We start from the raw sequence: 23,803 nt of genomic DNA, 5'->3' as shown, positions 1-23,803 counted from the left end.
TTTATTTTTCCTCCTCAACATTAGTTTCTTGAATAATGTAATGGGGCCGACGTTTCACTTCATAAAAAATTTTCCCAATATATTCTCCTAAAATCCCAATTGAAACAAGCTGCACTCCACCAAAGAATACAATGGTAAAAATAGTCGTAAAATATCCCGAAACGGTTTGGTCCTTATTCACAAAATACATGACAAACAAATATAATATATACAGAATAAATAAACCAATACAAAATAAACCGAGTCCGAAAATTAAGCGTAACGGCTGATTTGAAAAAGATAAAATACCATCCAAAGCATAATTGAGAGATGATCTAAAAGACCACTTAGTTGTTCCAGCTTCACGCAATTCATTATCATACTCCACCACAGCTTCTTTAAAGCCGATCCATGCAAAAATCCCCTTGGAAAACCGATTATATTCAGGCATTCTTCGAATAGCTTCAACAGCCCGACGTGACAAGAGACGGAAATCCGATACTCCGTCCTTTAAATGCACTTCCATCATATGATTGGCTACTTTATAAAATGAATGGGCAAAAAATGTTGTAATTGCCTTTTCGCCTTTACGGTTACGCTTTGCCGAAACTAAGTCGTATCCTTCCTGGAATTTTTCGAGCATAGGTTGGATCAGATAAGGGGGGTTTTGTAGATCGCCATCCATAATAATTACACAATCACCAGTCATATGATCTAGCCCAGCTAGTAGTCCAGCTTCTTTCCCAAAATTACGACTAAAGGAATAATAACGAACCCGACTGTCCGCTTGAGCAATCGACCGCATTAAAGGCAAAGTCTGATCATTTGACCCGTCATCAATATACACAAATTCAAAATCGTAGTCCGATAACTGATTGACATAGTCTGATAGCACTTGATGCATTTTTTCAATCATTTCCTCTTCATTATAAAAAGGGACTAATATACTGACTTTCATGGTCTCCTCCTATGCTTCAAAATATATTTTTCGTGACACAAAATTAAAGATCATGACCACGACACCGACTAAAACCTTCGATAACATGACATCAAAATTTAAATAGTCAACAAAGAATGCCAAACCAACCACCGTAATAATCAAACCAACGAGACTCAAAACAAAAAAAGCTATAATTTCTTTGTGACGACTCGTCGCATCAAACTTGGAAATAAAAACAAAACGCATACTCATCGCATAATTATAAAAAGTCGCTAAAATAAAAGCTAGCGTTGCCGCTATGAGATGGTTTACTCCCCAAAGATAGTTCAAGACATATAGAATCCCCATATCTAAAAGAGTAGCTGTTCCGCCAACTAATACAAAGCGAAAAATTTGTTTCATTAAATTATTCATAATTTAGCTCCTTACTATCCAATGACTCCATTATATCGTAAAAATTTATATTAAGCATTGCAAGTCTACAATCTAGCTAATGAAGAAATAACTTAAAATATTCATACAATGATCATCAATTGAAGTGAAGCTAACCCATCACTATTCATTCAACTGGGAACTAAATGCGATTCAAAAAAAGAACCAAGCCATTTAAATGGCTTGGTTCTCGATATGGAAATTTCCAATCATATATCTATTTCTGACTTTATAATCGCTCGGTAATTGCAACTAATACAAAGTACAAATAGTTAACTTTATTATTTTGGTGAGACAAGGATCTTAACTTGAGACTTATCTTGGGTCAAAGCTTCAAACCCTTGTTCAACGATATCTTCTACTTTAATCTTTTGTGTGACTAATTTATCAGCAGGGAAGTAACCATTCTCCATTAATTCTAAGACCTTAGGGAACACATGACGATAGCCAATAATTCCCTTCATTGTTTTTTCTCCAATCGCAAATTCATTAGGATGAATACTGGCTTCTTTTTCCCAAATAGAGACAATCATCACTTCACCCGCTTTACGTACACTAGCAAGAGCTTGCTTCAAGACAACAGGTACACCTGTTACTTCATAAGCAACATCAACGCCACCATCCGTTAATTCCATAATCGCTTCAACCATATCTTGGTCAGCTTTTGGACGAACGACAACTGCACCTAATTCTTCTGCTTTTTCTTGGCGTTCCGTTGATAATTCAACTGCATAAATCTTAGAGGCGCCGGCAGCTTTTAGGGCTTCAATCACTAATAAGCCAATCGGACCACATCCAAAAACAACCGCTGTATCACCCGCTTTAATAGCAGATTGACGAACCGCATAAAGAGCAACAGCAGCTGGCTCAGTTAAAGCCGCTTGCTCATAAGATAACCCTTCTGGGATTATGTGCGCTAATTGTTCATCAACCACACAATACTCAGCAAAACCACCATCTGCTGCTAAACCAACAAAATTTAAATCAGGGTCTAGATTATAATCACCAATTAACCCATTGTGTGCAATGATCGGCTCGATCACAACACGATCGCCTACTTTGACACGATCCACCTTGTCTCCTACTTCAACCACTTCCCCACAAAACTCATGTCCTAATGTTACAGGAGCCTTAATTCCTGAAATAGGGTGAGGTTGATCTTGAGGAATGAAAATAGGTCCTGCTAAGTATTCATGCAAATCCGTACCACAAATCCCTGTATATTTAATCGCCAATTTAATTTCTTTTTCTTTCGGACTAGGAACCTCTACTTCTTCAATCCGAACATCTTTCGCACCATACCATCTTGCTGCTTGCATTTTCGCCATGCAACCACTCCTTTCAATGTTATCTCTAGTTTATAAAGCGCGATTACTTGCGTCAAATAATCCGCCTTGAAAATATATTGTAAATATTAATAAAAGTTTTAGTCAGCTCCTATCTTTTGAGATGAAGTCGTTAATTATCGCTCCAATAATCATTTTGTATCTATTAAAAAAAATAATAAATGTCTGACAACTATAATTAGATGAGCTGGATCTCCTTTTTCTAGGATTACTTAACTAGATTTCCTTATATTTATTGACTTTGCTATAATAGGAAAAATAGAAAGGAGTTTGATAATCGATGACGATTACTCTACCTAAAATTGGCCATCTCAATCCCGGCCCATATAATAAAATAACCGATGTCCCCGGCGTTAGAGTGGGCCATGTCACACTCAACGAAGGAGAAATTCAAACAGGGGTCACCGCAATCATCCCTGGTCCAGGTAATGCCTTCTTAAATAAGTTTCCTGCTGCAACCCATGTCATTAACGGCTTTGGAAAGTCAGTCGGCTTAGTTCAAATTGATGAACTGGGCTCACTAGAAAGTCCGATCATTCTATCCAATACTTTTGCCGTCGGAACTTGCCTCAATGCAGCGATTCGTTATAACTTGAATCAAAATCCTTGTATAGCGGATACGACCGGAACCATTAACCAAGTCGTTTTAGAATGCAATGACCAAAAACTTAATAATATCCGCTCAATGCCAATTCAAGAAAAACACGTTTTACAAGCCTTAGAAGAGGCACACTTTGGTTTTCCAGAAGGGGCTGTTGGTGCCGGTCGCGGCATGAAATGTCATGACCTTAAAGGAGGCATTGGATCTGCCTCAAGACAAATCCAGGTCGATGGTAAAAATTATATCCTGGGTGCTCTGTGTTTAACCAACCACGGCAAGTATGAAGATCTGGTCATCAATCATCAACCGATTGGTCAAGAGATTCCGAGACCCCACGATCCATCTAAAGATCAAGGGTCAGTCATCACACTTCTGGCTACCGATTTACCCTTATCAAGTCGTCAACTAAAACGGCTGGCCAAACGCGCTGTAGTAGGACTTTCTCAGTCAGGTTCTTTAATCACTAATGGAAGTGGCGAAATCGTTCTCGCCTATTCTACAGCCAATCGCATCCCCCATGAGAGTGGTCAATCCCTACATCAAATAACCGTCTTTGCGGATGACCGGCTTGACCAAGTCTTTCGAGCTGTAAAAGAGTCCGTCGAAGAAGCTGTTATCCATTCTTTGCTTTATGCCGAAAGTGTCACTGGCTATCGTAACTATCATTTAACAAGTTTAGCAGAAATTTTACCGATGGATTATTTTTCAACAACTAAACTCTAAAGGAGCTTATTATGAACGAAACAAAAACACAACTTCCAAAAAAGGACCCTAGCTTTGCTTATGCTAGTCTAGTCTTAGTGACCATCGCCATTATTATGGTCTGTGGCATTCGAATCTTCCAAGCCCCCCTAGCTGTAGTCATGTTTCTATCTTGGCTTATTGTCAATTTCTTCGCTCATTTTTTAGGTTATACCTATCCCGAGCTAGAAACCATTGCCATTGATACTATCCGCAACTCAATCCAAGCGGTCATCATCATGCTAGGAGTTGGCGTCTTAATCTCCGCCTGGATCGCTGCCGGAACTGTACCGACTATCATCTATTATGGTTTATCTTTGATTAACCCCTCCTATTTTCTTGTTGCAACCCTTTTGATCTGTGCATTAACCTCCATGTTCACCGGGACTTCATGGGGAACTATCGGAACAGTCGGTATTGCCCTTTTAGGTATTGGAAATGGCATGGGGATTCATCCTGGTATGATCGCCGGCGCCTTAATCTCAGGTTCATGGTTTGGCGATAAACTGTCTCCCCTTTCCGATACCACGAATTTTGCCTCCTCTGTAATGGGCGTTCCATTGATGACCCATGTTAAACACATGCTATACACAACCGTCCCTGCCTTGATTGTCTCAGCCATTCTATTTTTAATTCTTGGTTTTGGGGCAGGAACAGCAAATGTGAATACCGATTCAATCAGCACCATCCAAGCAGGTTTACAAGCAAATTATCATATTGGACTTATTTCCCTTATTCCTATGATTGTCGTTATTACACTGTTACTCATGCGTCGACCTGCCTCCCAATCAATCCTAATTGGAGGCGCCCTGGGAATCCTATTTGCCATTTTTTATCAAGGATTCGATACGAGCATGGTATTAAAAGCTGCTCTAACAGGCTTTGATTATGACTTTAATAATGACTTTTTATCAAAATTATTAAATCGTGGTGGTATGGACTCAATGACTCGAACCATTCAGGCTCTCATCTTCACAACCGGCATGGGAGGAATGTTACGTGAAATGCGAATTCTCAATGTACTCGTTGGAAAAATTTCCCATAAGATCAACTCAACCTTCTCATCGATTGCTACAGGAAGCTTTGTTTCTTATCTTTCCATCGCATTAACCGGCTCCCACATGTTTGCAGCCATTATGGTTCAATCCACCGTCCTTGATCTTTTTAAAAAGAATGGTCTTAAACCTGAGAATGCTTCACGAATCTGTGAAGATTGTGGAACGCTTGGTGTCACTTTAATTCCTTATGGCGTCACGGCGCTCTTCATTGTGGATACTCTAAATATCTCATTCAGTCAATATGTCCCTTATGCCTTTTTATGCTATCTTTGCCCTATTTTTGGCCTTTTATGTGGCTTAACAGGCTTTGGAATTGCTCGTTATTCCGAAGAAGAAATGTTAAAGCTTAACGAAGAAGGAAACATGTAGAGGTCTTAACGATATCATAGTACAATTATTCTAAAGCTCTCTATACTAATCATTAATTATTGTCATAAGTGGTGCTAAGTGCATTTACTCTGTCCGTTTCTCAGAACAATGATAGAGCTTCGCTTATAAACTGATCAATACTTATTCGAAGGACTTAAAAATCTAACTTATTATAAATAAAACCGCTCAGGTCAATATTTTAATGACCTGAGCGGTTATTTTAATATTCGGATTAACCCATTCAATCTGCTTCTTGATCCCAAATTCCCTTATGAGGTTCTATGCCTAGCGATTCTGGAGCAAAACTTGGCTTTTTGATTCCTTGAGCACGTTGATCAGTATAATCTTTAACAATTCGAACACCTTGATGTCCCACAAATAATAAGGCAATCACATTCGTCCAAGCCATTAGCCCATAACCAATGTCGGCCATTGCCCAAATAACATCTGAAACGACCATGGTGCCGATAAAAATTGATACAAGGAAACAACATTTCAACCCTACAAAAACTTTAGACTGATCGCCTACAATATAAGCTAAGCTACTTTCTGCATAGAGGTAGTAAGCTGTTAGAGCCACAAATGCAAAGATTAATATAGCTAAGGCCACAATCACGTTTCCAATATTTGGGATCGGAATAACGGATTGGATAGCATGGGCGACAAAGGGATTTCCCGCTTGTAAACCAGGTACTCCTTGATGAATGAGCGTTCCATTCGGATGGATCACATTATAAGAATCGGTTACCAAAATCATAAAGGTCGTCGTCGTACAGACAAATAAGGTTCCAATATATACACTTAAACCGCCTAACAATCCTTGTTGGGCTGGATGACTTACCTGAGCAGTTGCCGATGTAATAGCAGAGGTACCAATACCGATCTCATTAGCATGGACCCCACGACGGATACCCCACTGGAGTGCACTGGCTACTACCGCACCAAAAACTGCTTGCTGGCCAAAGGCTGATTGGAAAATTAAAGAGATTACTTCGGGCATTTTTCGGTAATTCACTACAATCACAATCAAAGATAAAGTAACATAAACCAAACCAGCAATCGGTGATAATTTTTGACTAGTATGACCAATTCGCTTTAATCCTCCAAAAATCACAATACCTAATAACAAAGTAAAAGCGATCGCCAATATAATTACAGGAAGATTAAAAGCATCATGCAAACCTTGAACAATATAAAAGGCTTGAACACCTGACATCAAAAAGGTCAATGCTATGGCAGTAATCAACGAATAAGCAATGGCAAACCCTTTGCCAAGCCTTTTCGATTTAAAGCCTTTAGCCATATAGTTAGCCGGCCCACTCTTGTATTCATTATGAATAACTTGTTTATATGTTTGACCAAGAGTTCCTTCTAAAATAGCTATGGATGATCCAAACAAGGCTAATACCCACAACCAAAAAATTGCACCTGGCCCTCCAAAATAAATCCCCATCGCCATTCCAGCAATATTACCCACACCGATCGTTCGAGCGGCTGTAAAAATAAATGATTGGAATGGTGACAATCCCTCCTCAGATTCGCCTCGCTCTTTCAATAATCGAAACATCTCCTTAAGTTGAGTGAACTGAGGAAATTTCATAATTACCGTATAATAGACACTCACCCCCAATATTAAAAAGATAATCGGCAAGCCCCACAGTAGGCCCGCTATTTGATTAAATAATCCTGACATCTAAGTCATCCTTCCTTAAACAGATTAGTCGCTTGACCTCATTATTAAAAGTCCATTAATTTTATGAGTTAGCTATAAGACTTTCTAATCATAGCGGAAAATCTTTATCAAGAAAAGACTTTTTTTCATTTTATTCGGTTTTCACAGCCAATCTGGTTTGCTACATACTCGTGTTAACCAAAAAAGTGTGACTAAATCTACTTTACTAACAGCTTTAGTCACATTTATTTAACGTTTTTTATACCAATGCCAACACCTCTGAAGTGCCTGCATCCATTAAAATGAATCGCTAATCTCGCATCGTCAAATTAAAAACGCTCGCTCCTTTTACCATATCGCTATCTTGAAAATGACGGAAAAAGCAAGTTTCTAACTTGGTCCCTCTCCCAATCGACTCATCAAGTCTAATATGAGATAACCCACCTATATTCAAGAAAATAGATACCATAAAAGGTCGCATTTTCTTCTCCTTTATTCCTCTAAAATTGAACGAATCACACGACAAGGTGACCCATAAGCTAAGACATTAGTTGGAATATCCCTGGTCACTAGGCTACCCGCACCAACCACTGAATTATCTCCAATGGAAACACCATTTAATATCGTGACATTCGCCCCTAACCACACATTCTTCCCGATTTTAACCGGTTGATTATATTGCAACTTTTTCCTTCTTTGTCTTGGATCAATAGGGTGTGAAGCAGTTACTATTGTCACATTGGGTCCAATCATGGTATCATCGCCAATCGTAATCATCGCATCATCCACCAAAGTCAGATTAAAATTACAATATACTCCTTTCCCAAAATAGGTATGTTTCCCCCAGCTTGCATGAACTGGTAATTCAATATAAGATTCTTGACCAAAGGATCCAAATAGCTTCTCACACAAAGCCGTTCTTCGAGTTAAATCTTCAGCCGGCGTTTGATTCAATTGATATAGTAATTGATTGTACTGCCTCTGTTGTTTGATAATATCTGTTTGACCGGGGTCATATAAACGACCATCATTAAAAAAATCATCCACCTGGTTATTCCTCATTTCTACAAATAAATTCTTAAAATATAAAATAAAAAAATATATTAATACTGGATCTTCGTTTATTCACCATGACCTAATTGGTTAATGAATCCTGCACAATCTAATACGTATCCTAGCAATATATCATCAATCTGCTAAGATATAGCCCTCACAAATAGACCATCGTAAGCTGGGCCTAGTATATCTTTTGATCCCCATCGTTTTCATACTTATAAAGCTTCGTTCGTCTAATAGCTGAGTAACAATCTATTTGCTAACTACTTATCCAATTAACTAAATAGCTAAATTAAAAAGCAATCATTGGTATGAGTCTAGATTTCTCTTCTAAGATCGTCTCAACTACCATAGAATCGATCCTATATTGGAGAATTGATACTACATCGTTCAATGCTACCACTTATATAAAAGTCATCAAACACCCCTCAATTTACAAAAATATGATGAAAACGTCACTAAACTAAGTTTAACAGTCTATAAGCGCTTATCAATATGTTTTTCAATTTATCAGTGCATGATTTCTTAAAAAACATTTTAATAACTACCCTAATATAAAAACAAGTACAAAAAAACCCAGAAAAATCTGGGTTTTTGCTAATCGATTAAATTAGATATTGTTCTATAGCTGTTTACCAAAGAAGGCCAAAGCATCTTCTGAGCGAATCATCTGACCATGTTCTTGCAGAACCGCTATAGTCACATAGACGGCCTCTCCATATTCAAATAAATTCAAAAGCCGATTCGCTTGACTTTCATCTTTTACAAATTCTTCTAAACCATATAGAACAAGGTAATAATTATCACCCATATGATACAGATCACTTTCAACTTCGGTAAGAGGGAGCTCTCTAGCCAATTTTAAGAAGTCCTCTAAGGATGAAAATTGAACCACTTCATATTCAATCGTCTCATCTTCGGGAGTCACTTCATCCGACTCATTAGCCGACTTACTTGGAATAGCTTCTAGAATTTGTTGAAGAATTCTTTTGTCCACATAAGAGTTTGGAGCTTCCATTAGATCTTCCGTTTCCTCTTGCCCTTCCTTATGAAGACGTTCTTGCCTTGCTCTTAGACGACGACTTAGTTCATCATCCCATACCTTATCTAAGTCTTCCACATTCGCCCGACTTATATATAATTCCAAGCCTTGACTATTAGGAATCACTTGGAAAGTTACCGCATCACTATCATTAAAGTGTCGATCCACATCAACTTCCTCAAGGATGGAATAAAAGAACTTTTCAATTTGAGCTTGATCTCCAATTAAATCTAAAAAGTTAATCCCTCTATCTAATAAATCCTCTGTCTTGATAATCACCTTAATCAGATTATCATTGATATGTTCCATTTCCAAAATGTGTCACCTCCACTTACTTTCATTATACTATTATTTGAATCACTTACCAATAAAATCACTAAAGTGTTGTTATCATAGCAAAATTTAACCCTGTTTTCAAGCTCAGGCCTAATGAGTAAAAAAAACAAGCAACGACAGTCACTTGTTCTTCTACATATTATGGATGCATAATTATTCATTGACTAAGGCTCGTGCTCTTTCTAATTCACGTGCCCTAACTTCTCGCGGTAAAAACCGACGAATTTCGTCGTCATTATAACCAATTTGAAGACGTTTATCATCAATAATAATTGGGCGTCTAAGTAAGCCTGGGTTTTCTTGAATCAATGAATAAAATTGGTTCAAGGGAAGCTCAGAAATTTTGACATCTAAGTTTGAATAAGCCTTGGAACGAGTAGAAACAATATCTTCCGTCCCTTCCTCGGTCATTCTTAGAATATTCTTTAATTCATCACGAGTTATAGGTTCTGTAAAAATATTACGTTCTTCAAATGGAATACCGTGCTCTTCTAACCACGCACGGGCCTTTCTACATGACGTACAACTGGGAGTGACATACAATGTTACCATGGAATAACTTCCTTTCTTTTAATGAACATGTTTCGCTCACGAATTTCGGTCACGTATATATTTAAGTTGTTAAGTTAAACACAACGCTTCAGAAGACCAAAAATAAGATAACGATTCTAAATTAGTCTTCCTATGTCTAAATATTACAATAAAAATCATTAAATTACAATGATCATTTGATTTTAAGTGTAAATTTCATAGAATCTTCATGATCAAACGTTTTTTCTTTTAGCTATTCTACTAAAAATAGCTTATAATAAGATTATGATAAGAAGTATGTAAGAAAGAGGTATCCACATGAAAGAACGTATTTTTTCTGGGGTTCAACCTTCAGGAATTCCAACTCTGGGTAATTATATAGGCGCAATGAAATCTTTTGTAGATCTACAAGACCAATATGACGCCATTTACTGTGTTGTTAATCAACACGCCATTACCGTTAACCAAGATCCTGAAACACTTAGACAGCGGACCAAACAACTCGCTGCCTTATATCTTGCTATTGGTATTGATCCCCAAAAAGCTACCATTTTCGTCCAATCGGATGTCCCTGCTCATACTAAAGCCTCTTGGTTAGTTACTTGTCTAACTGGTCTAGGCGAATTGGAACGAATGACTCAATTTAAAGATAAAGCTCAAAAACAACAATCTGTAGGGGCCGGTCTTTTATGCTACCCAGCCTTGATGGTCAGTGATATTATTCTCTACCAAGCCAAATATGTGCCCGTTGGAGATGACCAACGACAACACTTGGAATTAACCCGTAACTTCGTCGATCGTTTTAACAATCGTTTTGGTGAAAACTGCTTGGTGAAGCCTGAAGGGGTCTATCCAAAAGCAGGCAGTCGCGTAATGAGTCTACAAGACCCTTCCTCAAAAATGTCTAAATCAGACAGTAATCCTAAAGGCTATATCTCACTGCTAGATGATCCTAAACAAATGATCAAAAAAATAAAATCAGCGGTGACTGATTCACTAGGTCAAGTAAAATATGACCCTGAAAACCAAGCAGGTCTGGCAAATCTGATGGCAATCTATTCAAGCTTAAGTGGTCAATCATTAGAGTCAATAGAAGCAAATTATCAAGGTAAAGGCTATGGACCTTTTAAACAGGATTTAGCTGATTTACTTGTAGCTACTTTACAGCCAATCCAAGAACGTTACCAAGCCCTTATGACCTCTGACGAACTCTTTGATATCCTCTCTCAAGGAGCCATAAAAGCCAATGAATTAGCCAATCAAACATTAGCAATCATGGAAGATAAAATGGGGATTGCTTACCGATAATTTTTTAGTAAACCTCGAAATTTGGAAAATCAACTTAATCTCTAAACAGAAAGGCCCTGTAGGATGAACTTCCTACAGGGCCTTTCTGATATAACTAATAGAGTATCTTCTTTGTCATACGCTACTTCATTAGTTCTTCTTACAATGATTACATCGACCATAAAAAGTCACTTCAACATCACTTATATCATAGTCGCTCGCCTTATTAGCTGCTTGAACCATCTGATCTATTTCATTTAAATATAAATCTTCAACATGACCACAATCCTTACAAATAACATGTGCATGTCTTCCATGATTAAAATCATACAATTTTGTTTGCCCTTGAACATTTAATTCTAGAACATAACCCGCATTCACAAAGGTATTTAAATTATTATACACTGTCGCTAAGCTCATCCGATCAAACTGAGGCTTTAGTGACTCATAAATTTGTTCAGCGCTCGGATGACTAGGATGCGTCATTAAATAAGCAAGGATAGCCCTTTTTTGGGGGGTAATTCTTTGATTAGAACTTCTTAAATCTTCTAGGATACGACTAACTCGTTCTTCGACAAGTTGATTGTTCATGCCCCAGTTCACCTCTTTCCGTTTTGATTATAGCACTAATCCCAAAAAAATTAAATACCTTTTAGGCTTTCCTAAACAAATAAATATCAGAGAAATAAAAAAACGCACCTCAAAAGGTGCGTTGATCATTACTACTCTTGTAATCCTTCAGGATTTGATTCATGATCTTCAAAACGATATTTTAAGACTGGCTTACGTGAAGCTCCTGCTTCATCAAGTCGACGAACAGGTGTATTATGAGGCGCTTCTTGAACCAATTCAGGTGTTTCTTCAGCTTCCTTAGCAATCTTCGTAAATACATCAATTACAAAGTCTAAATCACGCTTAGATTCAGTTTCAGTTGGTTCAACCATTAAACATTCGTGAACAATTAATGGGAAGTAAGTCGTTGGTGCGTGGACACCATAATCTAATAGACGCTTACCAACATCTTTAGCATTCACATTGTAGTCTTTCTTTTGACGAGTTAAATCGAAGACAAAGTCATTCTTGTTGAATTTATCATATTTGTCAAATGGGCAATCATACAAGTGGTTCAAGCTAGCTCTTAAGTAGTTTGCATTAAGAACTGCATCTTCTGAAGCACGACGCAATCCTTCTGCGCCCATTGCACGGATATAAGTATAAGCACGTACATTGACACCAAAGTTACCGAAGAAGCCTTTCACACGACCATAAGATTGTTCTGGAGTAGCAAATTCGTATTTATCCCCATTTTTAACCACGTTTGGTCCAGGGATAAATGGAGCCAATTTTTCGTTAACACCAATTGGTCCAGAACCAGGTCCACCACCACCGTGAGGGCCAGTAAAGGTCTTATGTAGATTCAAGTGGCAAGCATCAAATCCCATAGCTCCAGGAGAGGTGATCCCCATAATGGCATTTAAGTTAGCACCGTCATAGTAAGCTAGTCCCCCAGCTTCATGAACAATGTCTACAATTTCTTTTGCATCTTTTTCGAACAATCCGGCTGTCGATGGGTTTGTAATCATGATACCCGCTGTATCAGGACCTACAGCTGCACGAACAGCTTCCACATCAATGATACCTTCCGGTGTAGAGGGTAACTCTACCGTTTCAAATCCAGCAACAATCGCTGTAGCAGGGTTTGTTCCGTGAGCAGAGTCAGGAATTAAAATAACACGACGTTGGTCTAATTCACCCTTAGCACGGAAGTAAGCTTTGAAAGTAAAGATTGCAGCTAACTCACCTTGTGCCCCTGCAGCAGGTTGTAAAGTTACAGCATCAAATTGTGTAATTTCCTTCAATGATTCTTGCAATTCATACATTAATTGCAAAGCACCTTGTGCAGTTTCTGGAGCTTGAGCTGGGTGAATATTAGCAAATCCATCCAAAGCAGCAATATTTTCGTTAATTTTTGGATTGTATTTCATCGTACATGATCCCAATGGATATGGACCTGATTCAACCCCAAAGTTACGGTTAGATAATGCCGTATAGTGACGAACAATTTGAAGTTCAGAAACTTCTGGCAAACGAGCAGGCTCTTTACGACTATATTCACCTAACTCTGCACCAAGATCATAATTTTCAACATCAGATTTTGGTAAATCATAGCCTGTATGACCTTTTTGAGAAATTTCAAAAATTAATTTATCATAATTTTGTAAATTCATTATTTAGCCACCTCCACTAAGGCTTTAACAAACTCATCAATTTCAGACTTGCTGCGTTTTTCAGTGGCACATAATAAGTAAGCATGGTCTACTCCCATTGCTTTCGATGCATCAAATCCACCCATAAAGCCTTTTTCTAATAAGTCTTTATTTACTTGAGCAATATCTTTTGATAATTTGATGGTAAATTCATTAAAGAATGGTTTCTTATTCAACAATTCAAAACCATTGTCTTTCAATTGTTTTGCTAAATAATGTGCATTATTAATATTAGCTTGTGCTAACTCTTGAACGCCTTCTTTACCATAAGCAGTCATCGCAATCGCAGAAGCTAAAGCAAACAACGCTTGGTTAGATGAATAGTTTGAAGTAGCTTTTTCACGGCGGATGTGTTGTTCACGAGTTGATAAGGTCATTACGAAACCACGTTTGCCTTCAGCATCTACCGTTTCACCAACAATCCGAGAAGGAACCTTACGCATTAATTTATCTGTTACAGCAAAGTAACCACAGTGAGGTCCACCAAATGACATTGGGATACCAAATGGTTGCACATCGCCGACTACAATATCCGCACCGAATTTACCAGGTGCTTCTAATTTACCTAAGGCTAATGGATTAGCAGAAACAATAAGTAAAGTCTTGCTACCTTCAAGTAAAGCCTTGATCGCTTTAAGATCTTCAATAGATCCGAAGAAGTTAGGATATTGAACAACCACTGCAGCAACATCTTTGTCTAATTTAGCCTTTAAATCTTCTAAATCAGTCACTTCATTGTCTAAAGCAACTTCATCCACGCTATAACCTTTACCGAAACCATAAGTTTGAATAGTCTCGATTGCTTGTGGGTGTAATGCTTTAGAAACTAAAACGCGACTTGATTTTTTAACATGACCAAAAGCAAGGTTAGTTGCTTCTGCTACAGCGTTGTAGCCATCATAAAGGCCGCAGTTAGCTAAGTCCATTCCGGTTAACTCACTAATCATTGTTTGCCATTCAAACAAGGCTTGAAGTTCTCCTTGAGAAACTTCAGGTTGATAAGGTACATAAGCTGTCAAGAATTCTTGACGCATAATAATATGGTTAACAATAGATGGAACATGGTGATCATAGACACCTGCTCCTAAGAAATAAGGAACTTGACTTGCTGTCGTATTCTTAGCAGCCATTTTCCCTAATTCTTTAACAATCTCCATTTCAGAAAGAGGTTCAGGTAAGTTCATCTTGCCTTCACGAAGCACATTTTTTGGAATATCGCTGAAGATATCCATAATGTCTTTAACGCCAATCTTATCTAACATTGCTTGGCGGTCTTGGTCTGTATTTGGTAAATATCTAAAATTCGCCATAATTTGCTCCTTTTTGATTATATTCTCTTGAAATCGATCTCAAAATTCAGCTAAAGATAAGAGTGACTAAAAAGTCACTCTTATCAATAACTTATCTGAAAATTATTCAGCAGGTTCTTCAGCTAATAAAGCAGAAGTGTCAATATCTTCGCTAGTTTCGATTTCAAAGAACCAACCTTTACCGCGTGGGTCTTCGTTTACAAGTTCAGGCGCATCTTCTAATTCTTCATTGATTGCAACGATCTTTCCACCGAATGGAAGTGCAACTTCAGATACAGATTTTACAGATTCAACTGTAGCGATTTCTTCGTCTGCATCGAATTCATCGTCAACTTCTGGTAATTCAACGTGAACTACGTCACCTAATTGTTCTGCAGCAAAAGCAGTTAAACCAACGCGAGCTTTGTTAGCTGCTAATACTTCGATAAAATCGTGTTCTTCTGTGAAAAATACTTCTGACATTCTAAAAATCCCCTTTTCAAATTATTCTATAAGTTAATTTTAACAAATTTTCTCAGTAAATGAAAGTCTTTACAGAAATTATTTTGTTTCGCTTAGCCAATCTTTCTTAGTTAGCTCTGCTTCAACATCTTTACCACGAACTTCAATCACTACTTTATCGCCCACTTTATATGTTGCGTTTACACGAACAAATCCTAGAGGGTATCCTAAGGTTGGTGATTTAGTTCCAGAAGTAACAACACCGATCACTTCGCCATCTGTATTACGAACTTCCATACCGTGGCGAGCAATTTGTTTGCCATCAATCTTGAATCCTCGTGAAGCTTCTTTGTCAGCTGTTTCTTGATCACGGTATTTAGCAATTGCGTCTTTACCAATATAGTCTGCTTCTTTAGCTTTTGGCACTGCAAAGGCAATTCCCCCAGCAATTGGGTTCACTGATTCATCAAAATCATTACCATATAATGGCAATCCAGCTTCTAAACGTAAAGTATCACGAGCACCCAATGCACATTCAACAACGCCTAGATCTTGACCTTCTTTAACAAGTTGTTTCCAGATATCTACCATGTGTTCAGCTGGGATGTATAATTCGAATCCTGCTTCCCCAGTATAGCCTGTACGTGAAATTTGTACACGTTCATGACCGCCTACTTTTTGATCTGCTTTATAGGCATAATATTCGATTTCTGAAAGATTTGTATCGGTTAAACGAGATAGTAATTCCTCAGCATTAGGTCCTTGAACAGCGATTAATCCCCAGTCATAAGTTTCATCAGTGATTTCTACTTGACCGTCTTGGTTATGATCATTCATCCATTTAACAATCTTTTCGCGGTTAGATCCGTTAGGAGTTGCCACAAATTCATCGTCATTCTTACGGTAATAGATCATATCATCTAACATACCGCCATCTTCTTTACATACAGCTGTATATTGAGCTTTTCCATTGTAAGTTGCCTTATGAACATCATTAGTAATTAAACCATTCCACCAGTCATAAGCGTTCATCTTACCAGATTTAACACGAACTTCACCCATATGGGAAGCATCAAATAGACCAACAGCTTCACGAACTGCTTTATGTTCATCAGCGATCTTAGTGATTTGGATAGGCAATCCCCATCCACCAAAGTCTGTGATTTTGCATCCTTTTTCAATGTAATAGTCATACATTGGGGTTTTCTTTAATCCATCTTCCGTTAATTGTACTTGTGTCATAAAAAATGCTCCTATTCTGTATTTTAAAACCTTTTATTTTAAAACATCTTTAACTTGATCATAGTAGCGATCAATCTGATCGGATAAAGCGGGTATCTTTTCATCAGCCAAAGCAATATACTCTGCCTTAATGGCTTCATCTGTAATTGAGCTACCATTTATATAGAGATTCAGCCGTGAAGAATGAAGGGCCGACCGTAACAACTGCAAGCCTACGCCCACATCTGAAATAATCATCTTTTTAATCAAAGGTAAAATGGCATCAAAATCTTTCAGAACCTTTTCAGTTTCTTTGATTAAATCTAGTGGTGGCTGCGAAGCAATGACTAATCCTTCTTGAATTGCTGCTTGTCTAGCTTCCTTTTCACTATCTGTTTCACGAGGCATACCATAAGCTCTCGAAAGGGGTTCGAATTCACTCGCATCACGATCAATGATTTCTAAAAACTTCAATTTGATCGATTCAAACTCTTCAATTCGACCCAACAAATATTGATGCTCTGCTTCAGACATTTTCTTAGTTTTAGAAAAGATCATGGCCATTAAAATAGCGCCGATCCCCATTGAAGCTGAAACACCAGCAGCTGCTCCGCCACCTGGTGTTGGTTGATCAGAGGCAAGTTGGTTAACAAATTCTGTAATCTTTAATTCTTTCATGGTTTCAACCCTTAATCAACGTGATTTAATAACTTAGCACCCTTGACAACTTGGGATGCTAAGACTGCTGTCGTTACAGAACCAACGCCTCCTGGTACAGGTGTAATTGCAGAAGCTTTTGGCTCCACTTCTTCAAAACGTACATCTCCCGTTGCCTTTCCGTCTTTAAAGCCATAGCCCACATCGATGACAGTGGCACCTTCTTTGATGTAATTTGCACCAACAAGTCCCAATGCACCTGTGGCAGAAACTAGAATATCCGCTAATGTAGTGTGGATCGTATTATCTTTAGTATAGACATGAGTATTTGAAACCGTCGCATTACGGTTAGATAACATGATTGCCAGTGGCTTACCTACTACCGGTGAAGAGCCAACCACACAAACCTCTGCACCTTCTAATTCATAATCATAATAATCTAAGATTTCGATACAAGCCTGTGCAGTGGAAGGAGCCATCGCTGTTGGATCGTTATTAACCAATTTTCCAAGGTTAACTGGATTCAAAGCGTCCACATCTTTGAATGGGTGTAAACGTTCAGCAACATCCGCACGTTCGATACCTTCTGGGAATGGTTGCATAATGATAACACCGGAAACCGACTTATCTTCATTTAACTCATCGATAATTTTAAGAACATCTTCGGTAGTCTTAGCATCTAATTCTGTCCGTGCTTCCGCTTCAATACCACATTTTTCCATTACCTTTAAGGCATTTTTTTCATACGCCATGGACGATGGATTTTCATCAACACGTAAGACAACTAGCTTAGGAACAATCCCTTTTTCGCGTAATGCTTCAGCTTCCTTTTTAGTCTTTTCACGTAAAAATTTACCTACTTCTTTACCATCTAAAATTTTTGCCATAATTGCCTCCTTCTTTATTTAAAAAACCGAACGAGCCATGTATACTCGCCCGGTTTTATGCTTTCAATCGGTTAACAATTAACTAATAAAAGACTAGAACAAACCGGTAATGTTACCTTTATCATCCACATCAATACGGTTTGAAGCAGGTTCTTTTGGTAAACCTGGCATCTTCATAATATCACCTGTTAAAGCAACAATGAATCCTGCACCGGCGGATACGGTTAAATCACGAATGGTAATTGAGAAGTCTTCTGGTGCACCTAATGCTGTTTGATCATCTGAGAAGGAGTATTGTGTCTTAGCCATACAAATTGGTAAGTTTCCAAATCCTTGTTCAGTAAATTGTTTGATCTTCTTCTTAGCTGCTGGTGTGAAATCTACCCCTTTACCACGATAGATCTTAGTTACCAAGGCTTCGATTTTTTCTTCGATGCTTGCATTCACATCATAAGCATACTTGAAGTTGCTTTCTTTATCCGCAGCTTCAACCACTGCTTCAGCTAATTCTTTCGCACCTTCACCACCATTAGCAAAGTGATCAGCTAGAACCACTTTCACGCCAACTTTTTCACATTCTTCTTCAAGAGCCTTAACTTCAGCTTCTGTGTCAGTTGGGAATTTATTAATTGCTACCACAGCAGGTAATCCAAAGACATTTTGAATATTATCAATGTGACGTAATAAGTTAGGCATACCTTTACGAAGAGCTTCAACGTTTTCACCATTACCTAAGTCTTTCTTAGCCACACCACCATGCATCTTAAGTGCACGAATTGTTGCAACAATCACAACTGCGTTAGGTTTGATTTCTGCTTGACGGCAAACGATATCTAAGAACTTCTCAGCTCCTAAGTCAGCTCCGAATCCACCTTCTGTAATCGTATAGTCTGCATAATTCATTGCTAATTTTGTAGCGATGATTGAGTTACATCCGTGAGCAATGTTCGCGAATGGTCCACCGTGTACAAAGGCTGGTGTTCCTTCCAAGGTTTGAACGACGTTAGGTTTGATAGCATCTTTAAGAAGGGCTGTCGTTGCACCTGCCGCTTTAATATCATTAACAGTTACAGGTGAATTGTCTTTACGTGTATATGCAACAATCATCTTACCTAATTTTTCTTTTAAGTCTGCTAGGGAATTAGATAAGCAGAAAGCAGCCATAACTTCAGAAGCTACTGTAATATCAAATCCATCTTCACGAGGCACGCCATCGGCACGACGTCCTAAACCATCGACAACATTACGTAGTTGACGGTCATTCATGTCAACTACACGTCTCCAAACGACACGGTTAACATCGATGTCCAAAGCATTACCATGGTGAATATGGTTATCTAACAAAGCAGCAATTAAGTTAGTAGCCGCACTAATTGCATGGAAGTCACCAGTAAAGTGAAGGTTGATATCTTCCATTGGAACTACTTGAGCGTAGCCCCCACCAGCTGCTCCACCCTTGATCCCAAATACAGGGCCTAAAGATGGTTCACGCAAGGCAACAGCAACTTTTTTACCAATTTTAGATAAACCATCAGCTAAACCAATTGATGTAGTTGTTTTACCTTCACCAGCAGGCGTTGGTGTAATTGCTGTTACAAGAATTAACTTACCTAAATTCTTGTGATCCATATCTAACTTGGTAAAGTCTAACTTAGCTTTATTGGTACCATAAGGTTCCAAAATATCGCTTGGGATATCTAATTTTGCAACAATATCTTGGATAGGTTGCAAAGTGGCTTCTTGAGCGATTTCAATATCTGTCTTCATTAAATCTATTTCCCCCTTTAGATAAATCACATAGATTACCTATGCATCTCTATCATATCATAAATTTTAAAAAAGGGGTTTAATTTATATCATTTTTTTTAAATAATCCCTGGCATTTATTAGAATTCCTTCACAAATCACGCTTTCTACTGAAATAGTTTTCTTTCAATATTGAAAACAATGCCATATCAAAGGGATTGAATTTTTTTCACAAAGTTTTTCGAGCCGATTTAATATAAATACGTTTTTCTTTTAAACAGAAACAGACTTAATTATCACTGAAATGTTTCTCAAGATTGGTAAAACACTTTGACTAACACCATGCGTGACTTATAATAACTAAGAGGTGTCATTATGAAAAATTTAAAATTCTATTGGAAGCTGTTCTATACAACTTTTCTTTTATCTGCCTTCACCTTTGGTGGAGGATATGTGATTGTTTCTTTAATGAAGAAGGATTTCGTCGATAATTACCATTGGTTTGAAGAAGAAGAAATGCTAGACTTAGTCTCCATTGCTCAATCTTCCCCTGGAGCAATCGCAATCAATGCTGCGATCATTATCGGCTATCAGCTAGCGGGCTGGCTAGGAATCAGCTTGACTGTATTAGCCACTGTTCTGCCTCCTTTCATGATTATTTCTATCATTTCTCATTTTTACCAAGCATTTATCCAAATTCAATGGATCCAAATTTTACTAACAGGTATGCAAGTAGGCGTTGCAGCAGTTATTTTATCCGTCGTCTATGAGATGATCACAAATCTGCTCCAGCTTAATCAAAAGGGACTGATTATCCTTTTAATTATTAGCTTTGTGAGCATCTTATTCTTTAATGCGAGCATTGTAATGATTATATTCACAAGTATTCTCCTAGGTATCATCTACTCTTATTTGAAGGGGGGTCGAACGATTTGATCTATTGGCAATTATTCTTAGCCTTTATCCAGATTGGTGCCCTATCCTTTGGCGGAGGCTATGCGGCACTTCCAATTATTGAAGACCTCGTTGTCAACCACCATGGCTGGATTAGTGCTAATGAGTTCTCAAATCTAATCACCATTTCACAAATGACACCAGGCCCTATCGCTATTAACGCTGCTACTTTCGTCGGTCAGCAACTCGGTGGCTTACCAGGTTCTATGGTAGCAACCTTAGGCTGCAGTCTTCCTTCAATTATCATCGTGACCATTCTTGCTAAAGTCTATGATCACTACAAACAATTAGAACTTATGCAAGACGTACTATTAATCCTTCGTCCAAGTGTCATCGCTATGATCGCTGCTTCAGGCGTCTCAATATTAATGAATAGTCTAGGAACTCCAGGACCCTTTCAATTATTGTCCATGAATTTTCCCTTATTGATTCTATTTATTCTAGCCCTCTTCTTATTAATAAAATACCGACTCAACCCTATTTTGGTTATGAGTATCAGCGGCCTTCTCTATCTGTTCGGTCACGTTTTATTAGCTTGCATTGAATAAATAAAGAATTCCTTTTAACGTCCATCTACTTTCTAAAGGGAAAATTATCTCATAAAAATAAAATGTCCCCAAAAATTGGTTTTTTAGTCCAATTTTTGGGGACATTTTTTAGCCTGCTTAACAGGATTATTTGAAATTATTTTAGCTAATCCTTAACACTATTCCTTTTATTTTAAACATTAGTGAAGATTTTTTAAGCCTTCTTTTTGCCGAGTAAAGTTATCCTCCAGACGATCAAGGTCCACTTGAGCTTGACGATCTTCAAGTAACACTCGGTATTCTTCAAGCGTCAAATCTTCTCGCATCATAAATTCCGCATGAATTTTTCCAACATAACGAAAATGCCAAGGTTCATAGGCGTAAGAAGTAATAGCGATCTTATCCTTAGGATAACGTAGAATAAAACCAAATTCTGCTGCATGACTGGCTAACCACTGGCCCGCTAAGGTATTACCATAATCAGGCACTAGATCGCCCCCTTGAGCTAACCATTCTTGATCAAGTAGATCAACGGCCAGTCCTGTCGAATGTTCCGAAGCTTGACTAGGGGCATAAAAAGAATTAACCCAAGCTCTAGCTTGCTGTTGGGTATACCCCTGCGATATATAACGGTCATAGGCTAACTGGCGATTTACGGCTTGGTTATCCGGCGATCGATAGGCAGAAATGACTTCAAATCGATATCCAGCTTCCTTCGCTTGATCCAACCAAGACTGCAGAGCACGGTAAGCCTCTCTATTCATTTTAGTCCCCCATGGCGTATCTACCAGGTCAAAATCAGCCCCTTTTGCTAATGCATGACTGGGATTAACTAAAACCAAAAAAGGGTCGCTTGGATCAGCTTCAACCGGAAGGCGATCCTTGTAAGCTGCTCTTTCACTCGAAGAAAAATCAGCCAATGAAACTCCACTCCTTTGGGTTTGACCACTAATTCTCAAGGGACTACAAATGGTCACACAAAATAGGCAAAATCCTAGGGCCACCGTTGATCCCCAAGTTCCCTTCATCCAAGCCATTATAAACGCCAGAAGGCATAGCCCGCCTTCTTAAAATGATCGGCATCCAAGACCGACTTAACATCCAAGAGAACCCGTTCCTCATTTGAAAGACTCGATTTATAGAAAGCTTCAATTTGCTCATTGGTCAAGGAAGCGAATTCTTTGTGTGCTACCGCAAAAATAAGTGCATCGCAATCAGTGACTTGATCCATACTTGCTAACTCAACCCCATACTCTCTTTGGGCTTCTTCAATATCTGCCCAGGGATCGACAATAATCGGGTCAACGCCAAATGATTTCAAATAGTCAATAATGTCTTTAACCTTAGAATTACGCGTATCAGGAGTATGTTCTTTAAAAGTTAAGCCGAGAATAGCCACTTTCGCTTTAGGAACGACCTTCCCCGCTTTAACCATTAAGTTGACAGCCTTATCACCAATGAATTCTCCCATCTGATCATTAATCTGACGACCCGACAAAACAATCTGACTATGATAACCTAAATTCTCCGCTTCATAGACGAAATAATAGGGATCCACTCCGATACAGTGCCCACCAACCAATCCTGGCATAAATCCAAGGGCATTCCATTTCGTATTCATCGCTTCAATGACATCTAAAGAATCAATTCCCATACGGTCGAAAACCAAAGCCAGCTCATTCATAAAGGCAATATTTATATCTCGCTGACTATTTTCAACAACTTTGGCAGCTTCCGCTACCTTAATACTAGGTGCACGGTGAACGCCCGCTTCAATCACTAATTCATAGACTTTTGCAATTATATCAAGAGCTTCTTCACTGGTTGCCGACACAATTTTTCGAATGGTCGTTAAAGTATGTACCTTATCTCCTGGATTAATCCGCTCAGGTGAATAGCCGACCCAGAAGTCTTGACCATGTTTCAAACCGGAAGTCCGCTCTAGTTCCGCAATACAAATATCTTCGGTTACACCAGGATATACCGTTGATTCGTAAGAAATAATACTTCCCTTTGCTAAATTTTCTCCAACAGTTCGAGTGGCAGAAATTACGGGGTCCAAATCGGGTGTCTTATCTTGCCGTATTGGTGTTGGAACCGCCACAATAATAAAATTAGCTTCCTTCAACCGACTTGCATCCGCAGTAAAAACCAAATCCGAATCCTGAACGGCTTGATCACCGACTTCTAAAGTAGGATCAATCCCCTTTAAATATTGATCAATCTTATGTTGATTGTTATCATAACCAATCGTATCCACATGCTTAGCAAATTCAATCGCTATTGGCATTCCTACATAACCTAATCCGACGACCGCTAGTTTAGCCTGACGTTTTAATAAATCTTCATATAAGTTCATAATTTTCTCCTGTCTTTATAGCGTTAATCTTATTATACGATTCC

Annotated in this window: 23 protein-coding genes; 5 read left to right on the top strand and 18 right to left on the bottom strand. The window is 38.3% G+C overall.

Annotation, left to right across the window (positions count from 1 at the left end; translation table 11 throughout):
* Position 1 precedes the first annotated feature (1 nt).
* The 3 genes from HMPREF2758_RS01395 to HMPREF2758_RS01385 form a co-directional block, all read right to left on the bottom strand.
* Positions 2–937, bottom strand: coding sequence for a glycosyltransferase PgfS (locus HMPREF2758_RS01395; protein ID WP_070608689.1), 936 nt, complete (start codon positions 935–937; stop codon positions 2–4).
* A gap of 9 nt (positions 938–946) precedes the next feature.
* Positions 947–1,333: a GtrA family protein gene (locus tag HMPREF2758_RS01390; protein ID WP_070608687.1), complete on the bottom strand. Its 387-nt coding sequence runs from the start codon at positions 1,331–1,333 to the stop codon at positions 947–949.
* Between the two features lie 299 nt (positions 1,334–1,632).
* Positions 1,633–2,679 carry a 2,3-butanediol dehydrogenase gene (locus HMPREF2758_RS01385; protein ID WP_070608685.1) on the bottom strand — a complete coding sequence of 349 codons (1,047 nt, stop codon included), beginning with the start codon at positions 2,677–2,679 and terminating at the stop codon, positions 1,633–1,635.
* Between the two features lie 298 nt (positions 2,680–2,977).
* Here HMPREF2758_RS01385 and HMPREF2758_RS01380 point away from each other — a divergent pair, with 298 nt between their 5' ends.
* Positions 2,978–4,021, top strand: a complete 1,044-nt coding sequence (locus HMPREF2758_RS01380) for a DmpA family aminopeptidase (protein WP_070608683.1) — start codon at positions 2,978–2,980, stop codon at positions 4,019–4,021.
* A gap of 11 nt (positions 4,022–4,032) precedes the next feature.
* Complete coding sequence (gene nhaC / locus HMPREF2758_RS01375; protein ID WP_070608681.1) at positions 4,033–5,466, top strand: Na+/H+ antiporter NhaC; 1,434 nt, start codon at positions 4,033–4,035, stop codon at positions 5,464–5,466.
* A gap of 241 nt (positions 5,467–5,707) precedes the next feature.
* On the opposite strand, the gene HMPREF2758_RS01370 is transcribed toward nhaC, so the two are convergent.
* The 5 genes from HMPREF2758_RS01370 to spxA all read right to left on the bottom strand — a co-directional run bounded on the left by HMPREF2758_RS01370 (position 5,708) and on the right by spxA (position 10,124).
* Positions 5,708–7,159 (bottom strand): alanine/glycine:cation symporter family protein, encoded by a 1,452-nt coding sequence (locus HMPREF2758_RS01370; protein WP_070608679.1) that lies wholly within the window; start codon positions 7,157–7,159, stop codon positions 5,708–5,710.
* Positions 7,160–7,448: 289 nt separating this feature from the next.
* Positions 7,449–7,619 (bottom strand): hypothetical protein, encoded by a 171-nt coding sequence (locus HMPREF2758_RS08890; protein ID WP_168163126.1) that lies wholly within the window; start codon positions 7,617–7,619, stop codon positions 7,449–7,451.
* 11 nt (positions 7,620–7,630) lie between these two features.
* The gene (locus tag HMPREF2758_RS01365) at positions 7,631–8,200 is read right to left on the bottom strand and encodes a sugar O-acetyltransferase (RefSeq protein ID WP_040444585.1); all 570 of its coding nucleotides are present in this window, start codon (positions 8,198–8,200) and stop codon (positions 7,631–7,633) included.
* Positions 8,201–8,816: 616 nt separating this feature from the next.
* The gene (locus HMPREF2758_RS01360) at positions 8,817–9,545 is read right to left on the bottom strand and encodes an adaptor protein MecA (protein WP_231285890.1); all 729 of its coding nucleotides are present in this window, start codon (positions 9,543–9,545) and stop codon (positions 8,817–8,819) included.
* A 180-nt stretch (positions 9,546–9,725) separates the two neighbouring features.
* Positions 9,726–10,124 carry a transcriptional regulator SpxA gene (gene spxA, locus HMPREF2758_RS01355; protein WP_006908136.1) on the bottom strand — a complete coding sequence of 133 codons (399 nt, stop codon included), beginning with the start codon at positions 10,122–10,124 and terminating at the stop codon, positions 9,726–9,728.
* Positions 10,125–10,421: 297 nt separating this feature from the next.
* Between spxA and trpS the strand changes: the two genes are divergently transcribed.
* Positions 10,422–11,411: a tryptophan--tRNA ligase gene (gene trpS, locus HMPREF2758_RS01350; RefSeq protein ID WP_006908137.1), complete on the top strand. Its 990-nt coding sequence runs from the start codon at positions 10,422–10,424 to the stop codon at positions 11,409–11,411.
* A 129-nt stretch (positions 11,412–11,540) separates the two neighbouring features.
* Here trpS and HMPREF2758_RS01345 read toward each other — a convergent pair whose 3' ends face one another.
* The 8 genes from HMPREF2758_RS01345 to HMPREF2758_RS01310 form a co-directional block, all read right to left on the bottom strand.
* A complete protein-coding gene (locus HMPREF2758_RS01345; protein WP_006908138.1) occupies positions 11,541–11,981 on the bottom strand; it encodes a Fur family transcriptional regulator in 441 nt (146 codons plus the stop codon).
* A 131-nt stretch (positions 11,982–12,112) separates the two neighbouring features.
* The gene (gcvPB, locus tag HMPREF2758_RS01340; RefSeq protein WP_070608677.1) at positions 12,113–13,618 is read right to left on the bottom strand and encodes an aminomethyl-transferring glycine dehydrogenase subunit GcvPB; all 1,506 of its coding nucleotides are present in this window, start codon (positions 13,616–13,618) and stop codon (positions 12,113–12,115) included.
* Positions 13,618–14,967 carry an aminomethyl-transferring glycine dehydrogenase subunit GcvPA gene (gene gcvPA, locus HMPREF2758_RS01335; RefSeq protein ID WP_070608675.1) on the bottom strand — a complete coding sequence of 450 codons (1,350 nt, stop codon included), beginning with the start codon at positions 14,965–14,967 and terminating at the stop codon, positions 13,618–13,620. Before gcvPA ends, gcvPB begins: the two co-directional genes overlap by 1 nt.
* A 102-nt stretch (positions 14,968–15,069) precedes the next feature.
* Positions 15,070–15,429, bottom strand: a complete 360-nt coding sequence (gene gcvH / locus HMPREF2758_RS01330; protein WP_070608674.1) for a glycine cleavage system protein GcvH — start codon at positions 15,427–15,429, stop codon at positions 15,070–15,072.
* Between the two features lie 78 nt (positions 15,430–15,507).
* The gene (gcvT, locus tag HMPREF2758_RS01325) at positions 15,508–16,650 is read right to left on the bottom strand and encodes a glycine cleavage system aminomethyltransferase GcvT (RefSeq protein ID WP_070608672.1); all 1,143 of its coding nucleotides are present in this window, start codon (positions 16,648–16,650) and stop codon (positions 15,508–15,510) included.
* Positions 16,651–16,683: 33 nt separating this feature from the next.
* Complete coding sequence (locus tag HMPREF2758_RS01320) at positions 16,684–17,307, bottom strand: cyclodeaminase/cyclohydrolase family protein (protein WP_070608670.1); 624 nt, start codon at positions 17,305–17,307, stop codon at positions 16,684–16,686.
* Positions 17,308–17,318: 11 nt separating this feature from the next.
* On the bottom strand, positions 17,319–18,173 hold the full coding sequence (locus tag HMPREF2758_RS01315) for a bifunctional 5,10-methylenetetrahydrofolate dehydrogenase/5,10-methenyltetrahydrofolate cyclohydrolase (RefSeq protein WP_070608668.1): 855 nt from the start codon (positions 18,171–18,173) through the stop codon (positions 17,319–17,321).
* Positions 18,174–18,266: 93 nt separating this feature from the next.
* Positions 18,267–19,940, bottom strand: a complete 1,674-nt coding sequence (locus tag HMPREF2758_RS01310; protein ID WP_070608667.1) for a formate--tetrahydrofolate ligase — start codon at positions 19,938–19,940, stop codon at positions 18,267–18,269.
* A 354-nt stretch (positions 19,941–20,294) separates the two neighbouring features.
* On the opposite strand from HMPREF2758_RS01310, the gene HMPREF2758_RS01305 reads away from it, so the two are divergent.
* Together HMPREF2758_RS01305 and HMPREF2758_RS01300 are read left to right on the top strand one after the other, a co-directional pair.
* Positions 20,295–20,855: a chromate transporter gene (locus tag HMPREF2758_RS01305; protein ID WP_070608664.1), complete on the top strand. Its 561-nt coding sequence runs from the start codon at positions 20,295–20,297 to the stop codon at positions 20,853–20,855.
* Positions 20,852–21,421, top strand: coding sequence for a chromate transporter (locus HMPREF2758_RS01300; RefSeq protein ID WP_070608662.1), 570 nt, complete (start codon positions 20,852–20,854; stop codon positions 21,419–21,421). The genes HMPREF2758_RS01305 and HMPREF2758_RS01300 overlap by 4 nt, the downstream gene beginning before the upstream one ends.
* Positions 21,422–21,600: 179 nt before the next feature.
* On the opposite strand, the gene HMPREF2758_RS01295 is transcribed toward HMPREF2758_RS01300, so the two are convergent.
* Together HMPREF2758_RS01295 and HMPREF2758_RS01290 are read right to left on the bottom strand one after the other, a co-directional pair.
* Complete coding sequence (locus tag HMPREF2758_RS01295; protein WP_006908148.1) at positions 21,601–22,437, bottom strand: M15 family metallopeptidase; 837 nt, start codon at positions 22,435–22,437, stop codon at positions 21,601–21,603.
* Positions 22,437–23,759 carry a nucleotide sugar dehydrogenase gene (locus tag HMPREF2758_RS01290; RefSeq protein WP_070608659.1) on the bottom strand — a complete coding sequence of 441 codons (1,323 nt, stop codon included), beginning with the start codon at positions 23,757–23,759 and terminating at the stop codon, positions 22,437–22,439. The genes HMPREF2758_RS01295 and HMPREF2758_RS01290 overlap by 1 nt, the downstream gene beginning before the upstream one ends.
* Positions 23,760–23,803: the final 44 nt, after the last annotated feature.

The sequence above is a fragment of the Facklamia sp. HMSC062C11 genome (genome assembly GCF_001810675.1).
Classification (GTDB): Bacteria; Bacillota; Bacilli; order Lactobacillales; family Aerococcaceae; genus Facklamia; species Facklamia hominis.
This window is presented reverse-complemented; position numbering and strand designations above follow the sequence as displayed.

Bases quoted from the DNA above. Each gene is read 5' to 3' on its own strand.
- HMPREF2758_RS01395 (WP_070608689.1), bottom strand. From the start codon at position 937: ATGAAAGTCAGTATATTAGTCCCTTTTTATAATGAAGAGGAAATGATT.
- HMPREF2758_RS01390 (WP_070608687.1), bottom strand. From the start codon at position 1,333: ATGAATAATTTAATGAAACAAATTTTTCGCTTTGTATTAGTTGGCGGA.
- HMPREF2758_RS01385 (WP_070608685.1), bottom strand. From the start codon at position 2,679: ATGGCGAAAATGCAAGCAGCAAGATGGTATGGTGCGAAAGATGTTCGG.
- HMPREF2758_RS01380 (WP_070608683.1), top strand. From the start codon at position 2,978: ATGACGATTACTCTACCTAAAATTGGCCATCTCAATCCCGGCCCATAT.
- nhaC (WP_070608681.1), top strand. From the start codon at position 4,033: ATGAACGAAACAAAAACACAACTTCCAAAAAAGGACCCTAGCTTTGCT.
- HMPREF2758_RS01370 (WP_070608679.1), bottom strand. From the start codon at position 7,159: ATGTCAGGATTATTTAATCAAATAGCGGGCCTACTGTGGGGCTTGCCG.
- HMPREF2758_RS08890 (WP_168163126.1), bottom strand. From the start codon at position 7,619: ATGCGACCTTTTATGGTATCTATTTTCTTGAATATAGGTGGGTTATCT.
- HMPREF2758_RS01365 (WP_040444585.1), bottom strand. From the start codon at position 8,200: ATGAGGAATAACCAGGTGGATGATTTTTTTAATGATGGTCGTTTATAT.
- HMPREF2758_RS01360 (WP_231285890.1), bottom strand. From the start codon at position 9,545: ATGGAACATATCAATGATAATCTGATTAAGGTGATTATCAAGACAGAG.
- spxA (WP_006908136.1), bottom strand. From the start codon at position 10,124: ATGGTAACATTGTATGTCACTCCCAGTTGTACGTCATGTAGAAAGGCC.
- trpS (WP_006908137.1), top strand. From the start codon at position 10,422: ATGAAAGAACGTATTTTTTCTGGGGTTCAACCTTCAGGAATTCCAACT.
- HMPREF2758_RS01345 (WP_006908138.1), bottom strand. From the start codon at position 11,981: ATGAACAATCAACTTGTCGAAGAACGAGTTAGTCGTATCCTAGAAGAT.
- gcvPB (WP_070608677.1), bottom strand. From the start codon at position 13,618: ATGAATTTACAAAATTATGATAAATTAATTTTTGAAATTTCTCAAAAA.
- gcvPA (WP_070608675.1), bottom strand. From the start codon at position 14,967: ATGGCGAATTTTAGATATTTACCAAATACAGACCAAGACCGCCAAGCA.
- gcvH (WP_070608674.1), bottom strand. From the start codon at position 15,429: ATGTCAGAAGTATTTTTCACAGAAGAACACGATTTTATCGAAGTATTA.
- gcvT (WP_070608672.1), bottom strand. From the start codon at position 16,650: ATGACACAAGTACAATTAACGGAAGATGGATTAAAGAAAACCCCAATG.
- HMPREF2758_RS01320 (WP_070608670.1), bottom strand. From the start codon at position 17,307: ATGAAAGAATTAAAGATTACAGAATTTGTTAACCAACTTGCCTCTGAT.
- HMPREF2758_RS01315 (WP_070608668.1), bottom strand. From the start codon at position 18,173: ATGGCAAAAATTTTAGATGGTAAAGAAGTAGGTAAATTTTTACGTGAA.
- HMPREF2758_RS01310 (WP_070608667.1), bottom strand. From the start codon at position 19,940: ATGAAGACAGATATTGAAATCGCTCAAGAAGCCACTTTGCAACCTATC.
- HMPREF2758_RS01305 (WP_070608664.1), top strand. From the start codon at position 20,295: ATGAAAAATTTAAAATTCTATTGGAAGCTGTTCTATACAACTTTTCTT.
- HMPREF2758_RS01295 (WP_006908148.1), bottom strand. From the start codon at position 22,437: ATGGCTTGGATGAAGGGAACTTGGGGATCAACGGTGGCCCTAGGATTT.
- HMPREF2758_RS01290 (WP_070608659.1), bottom strand. From the start codon at position 23,759: ATGAACTTATATGAAGATTTATTAAAACGTCAGGCTAAACTAGCGGTC.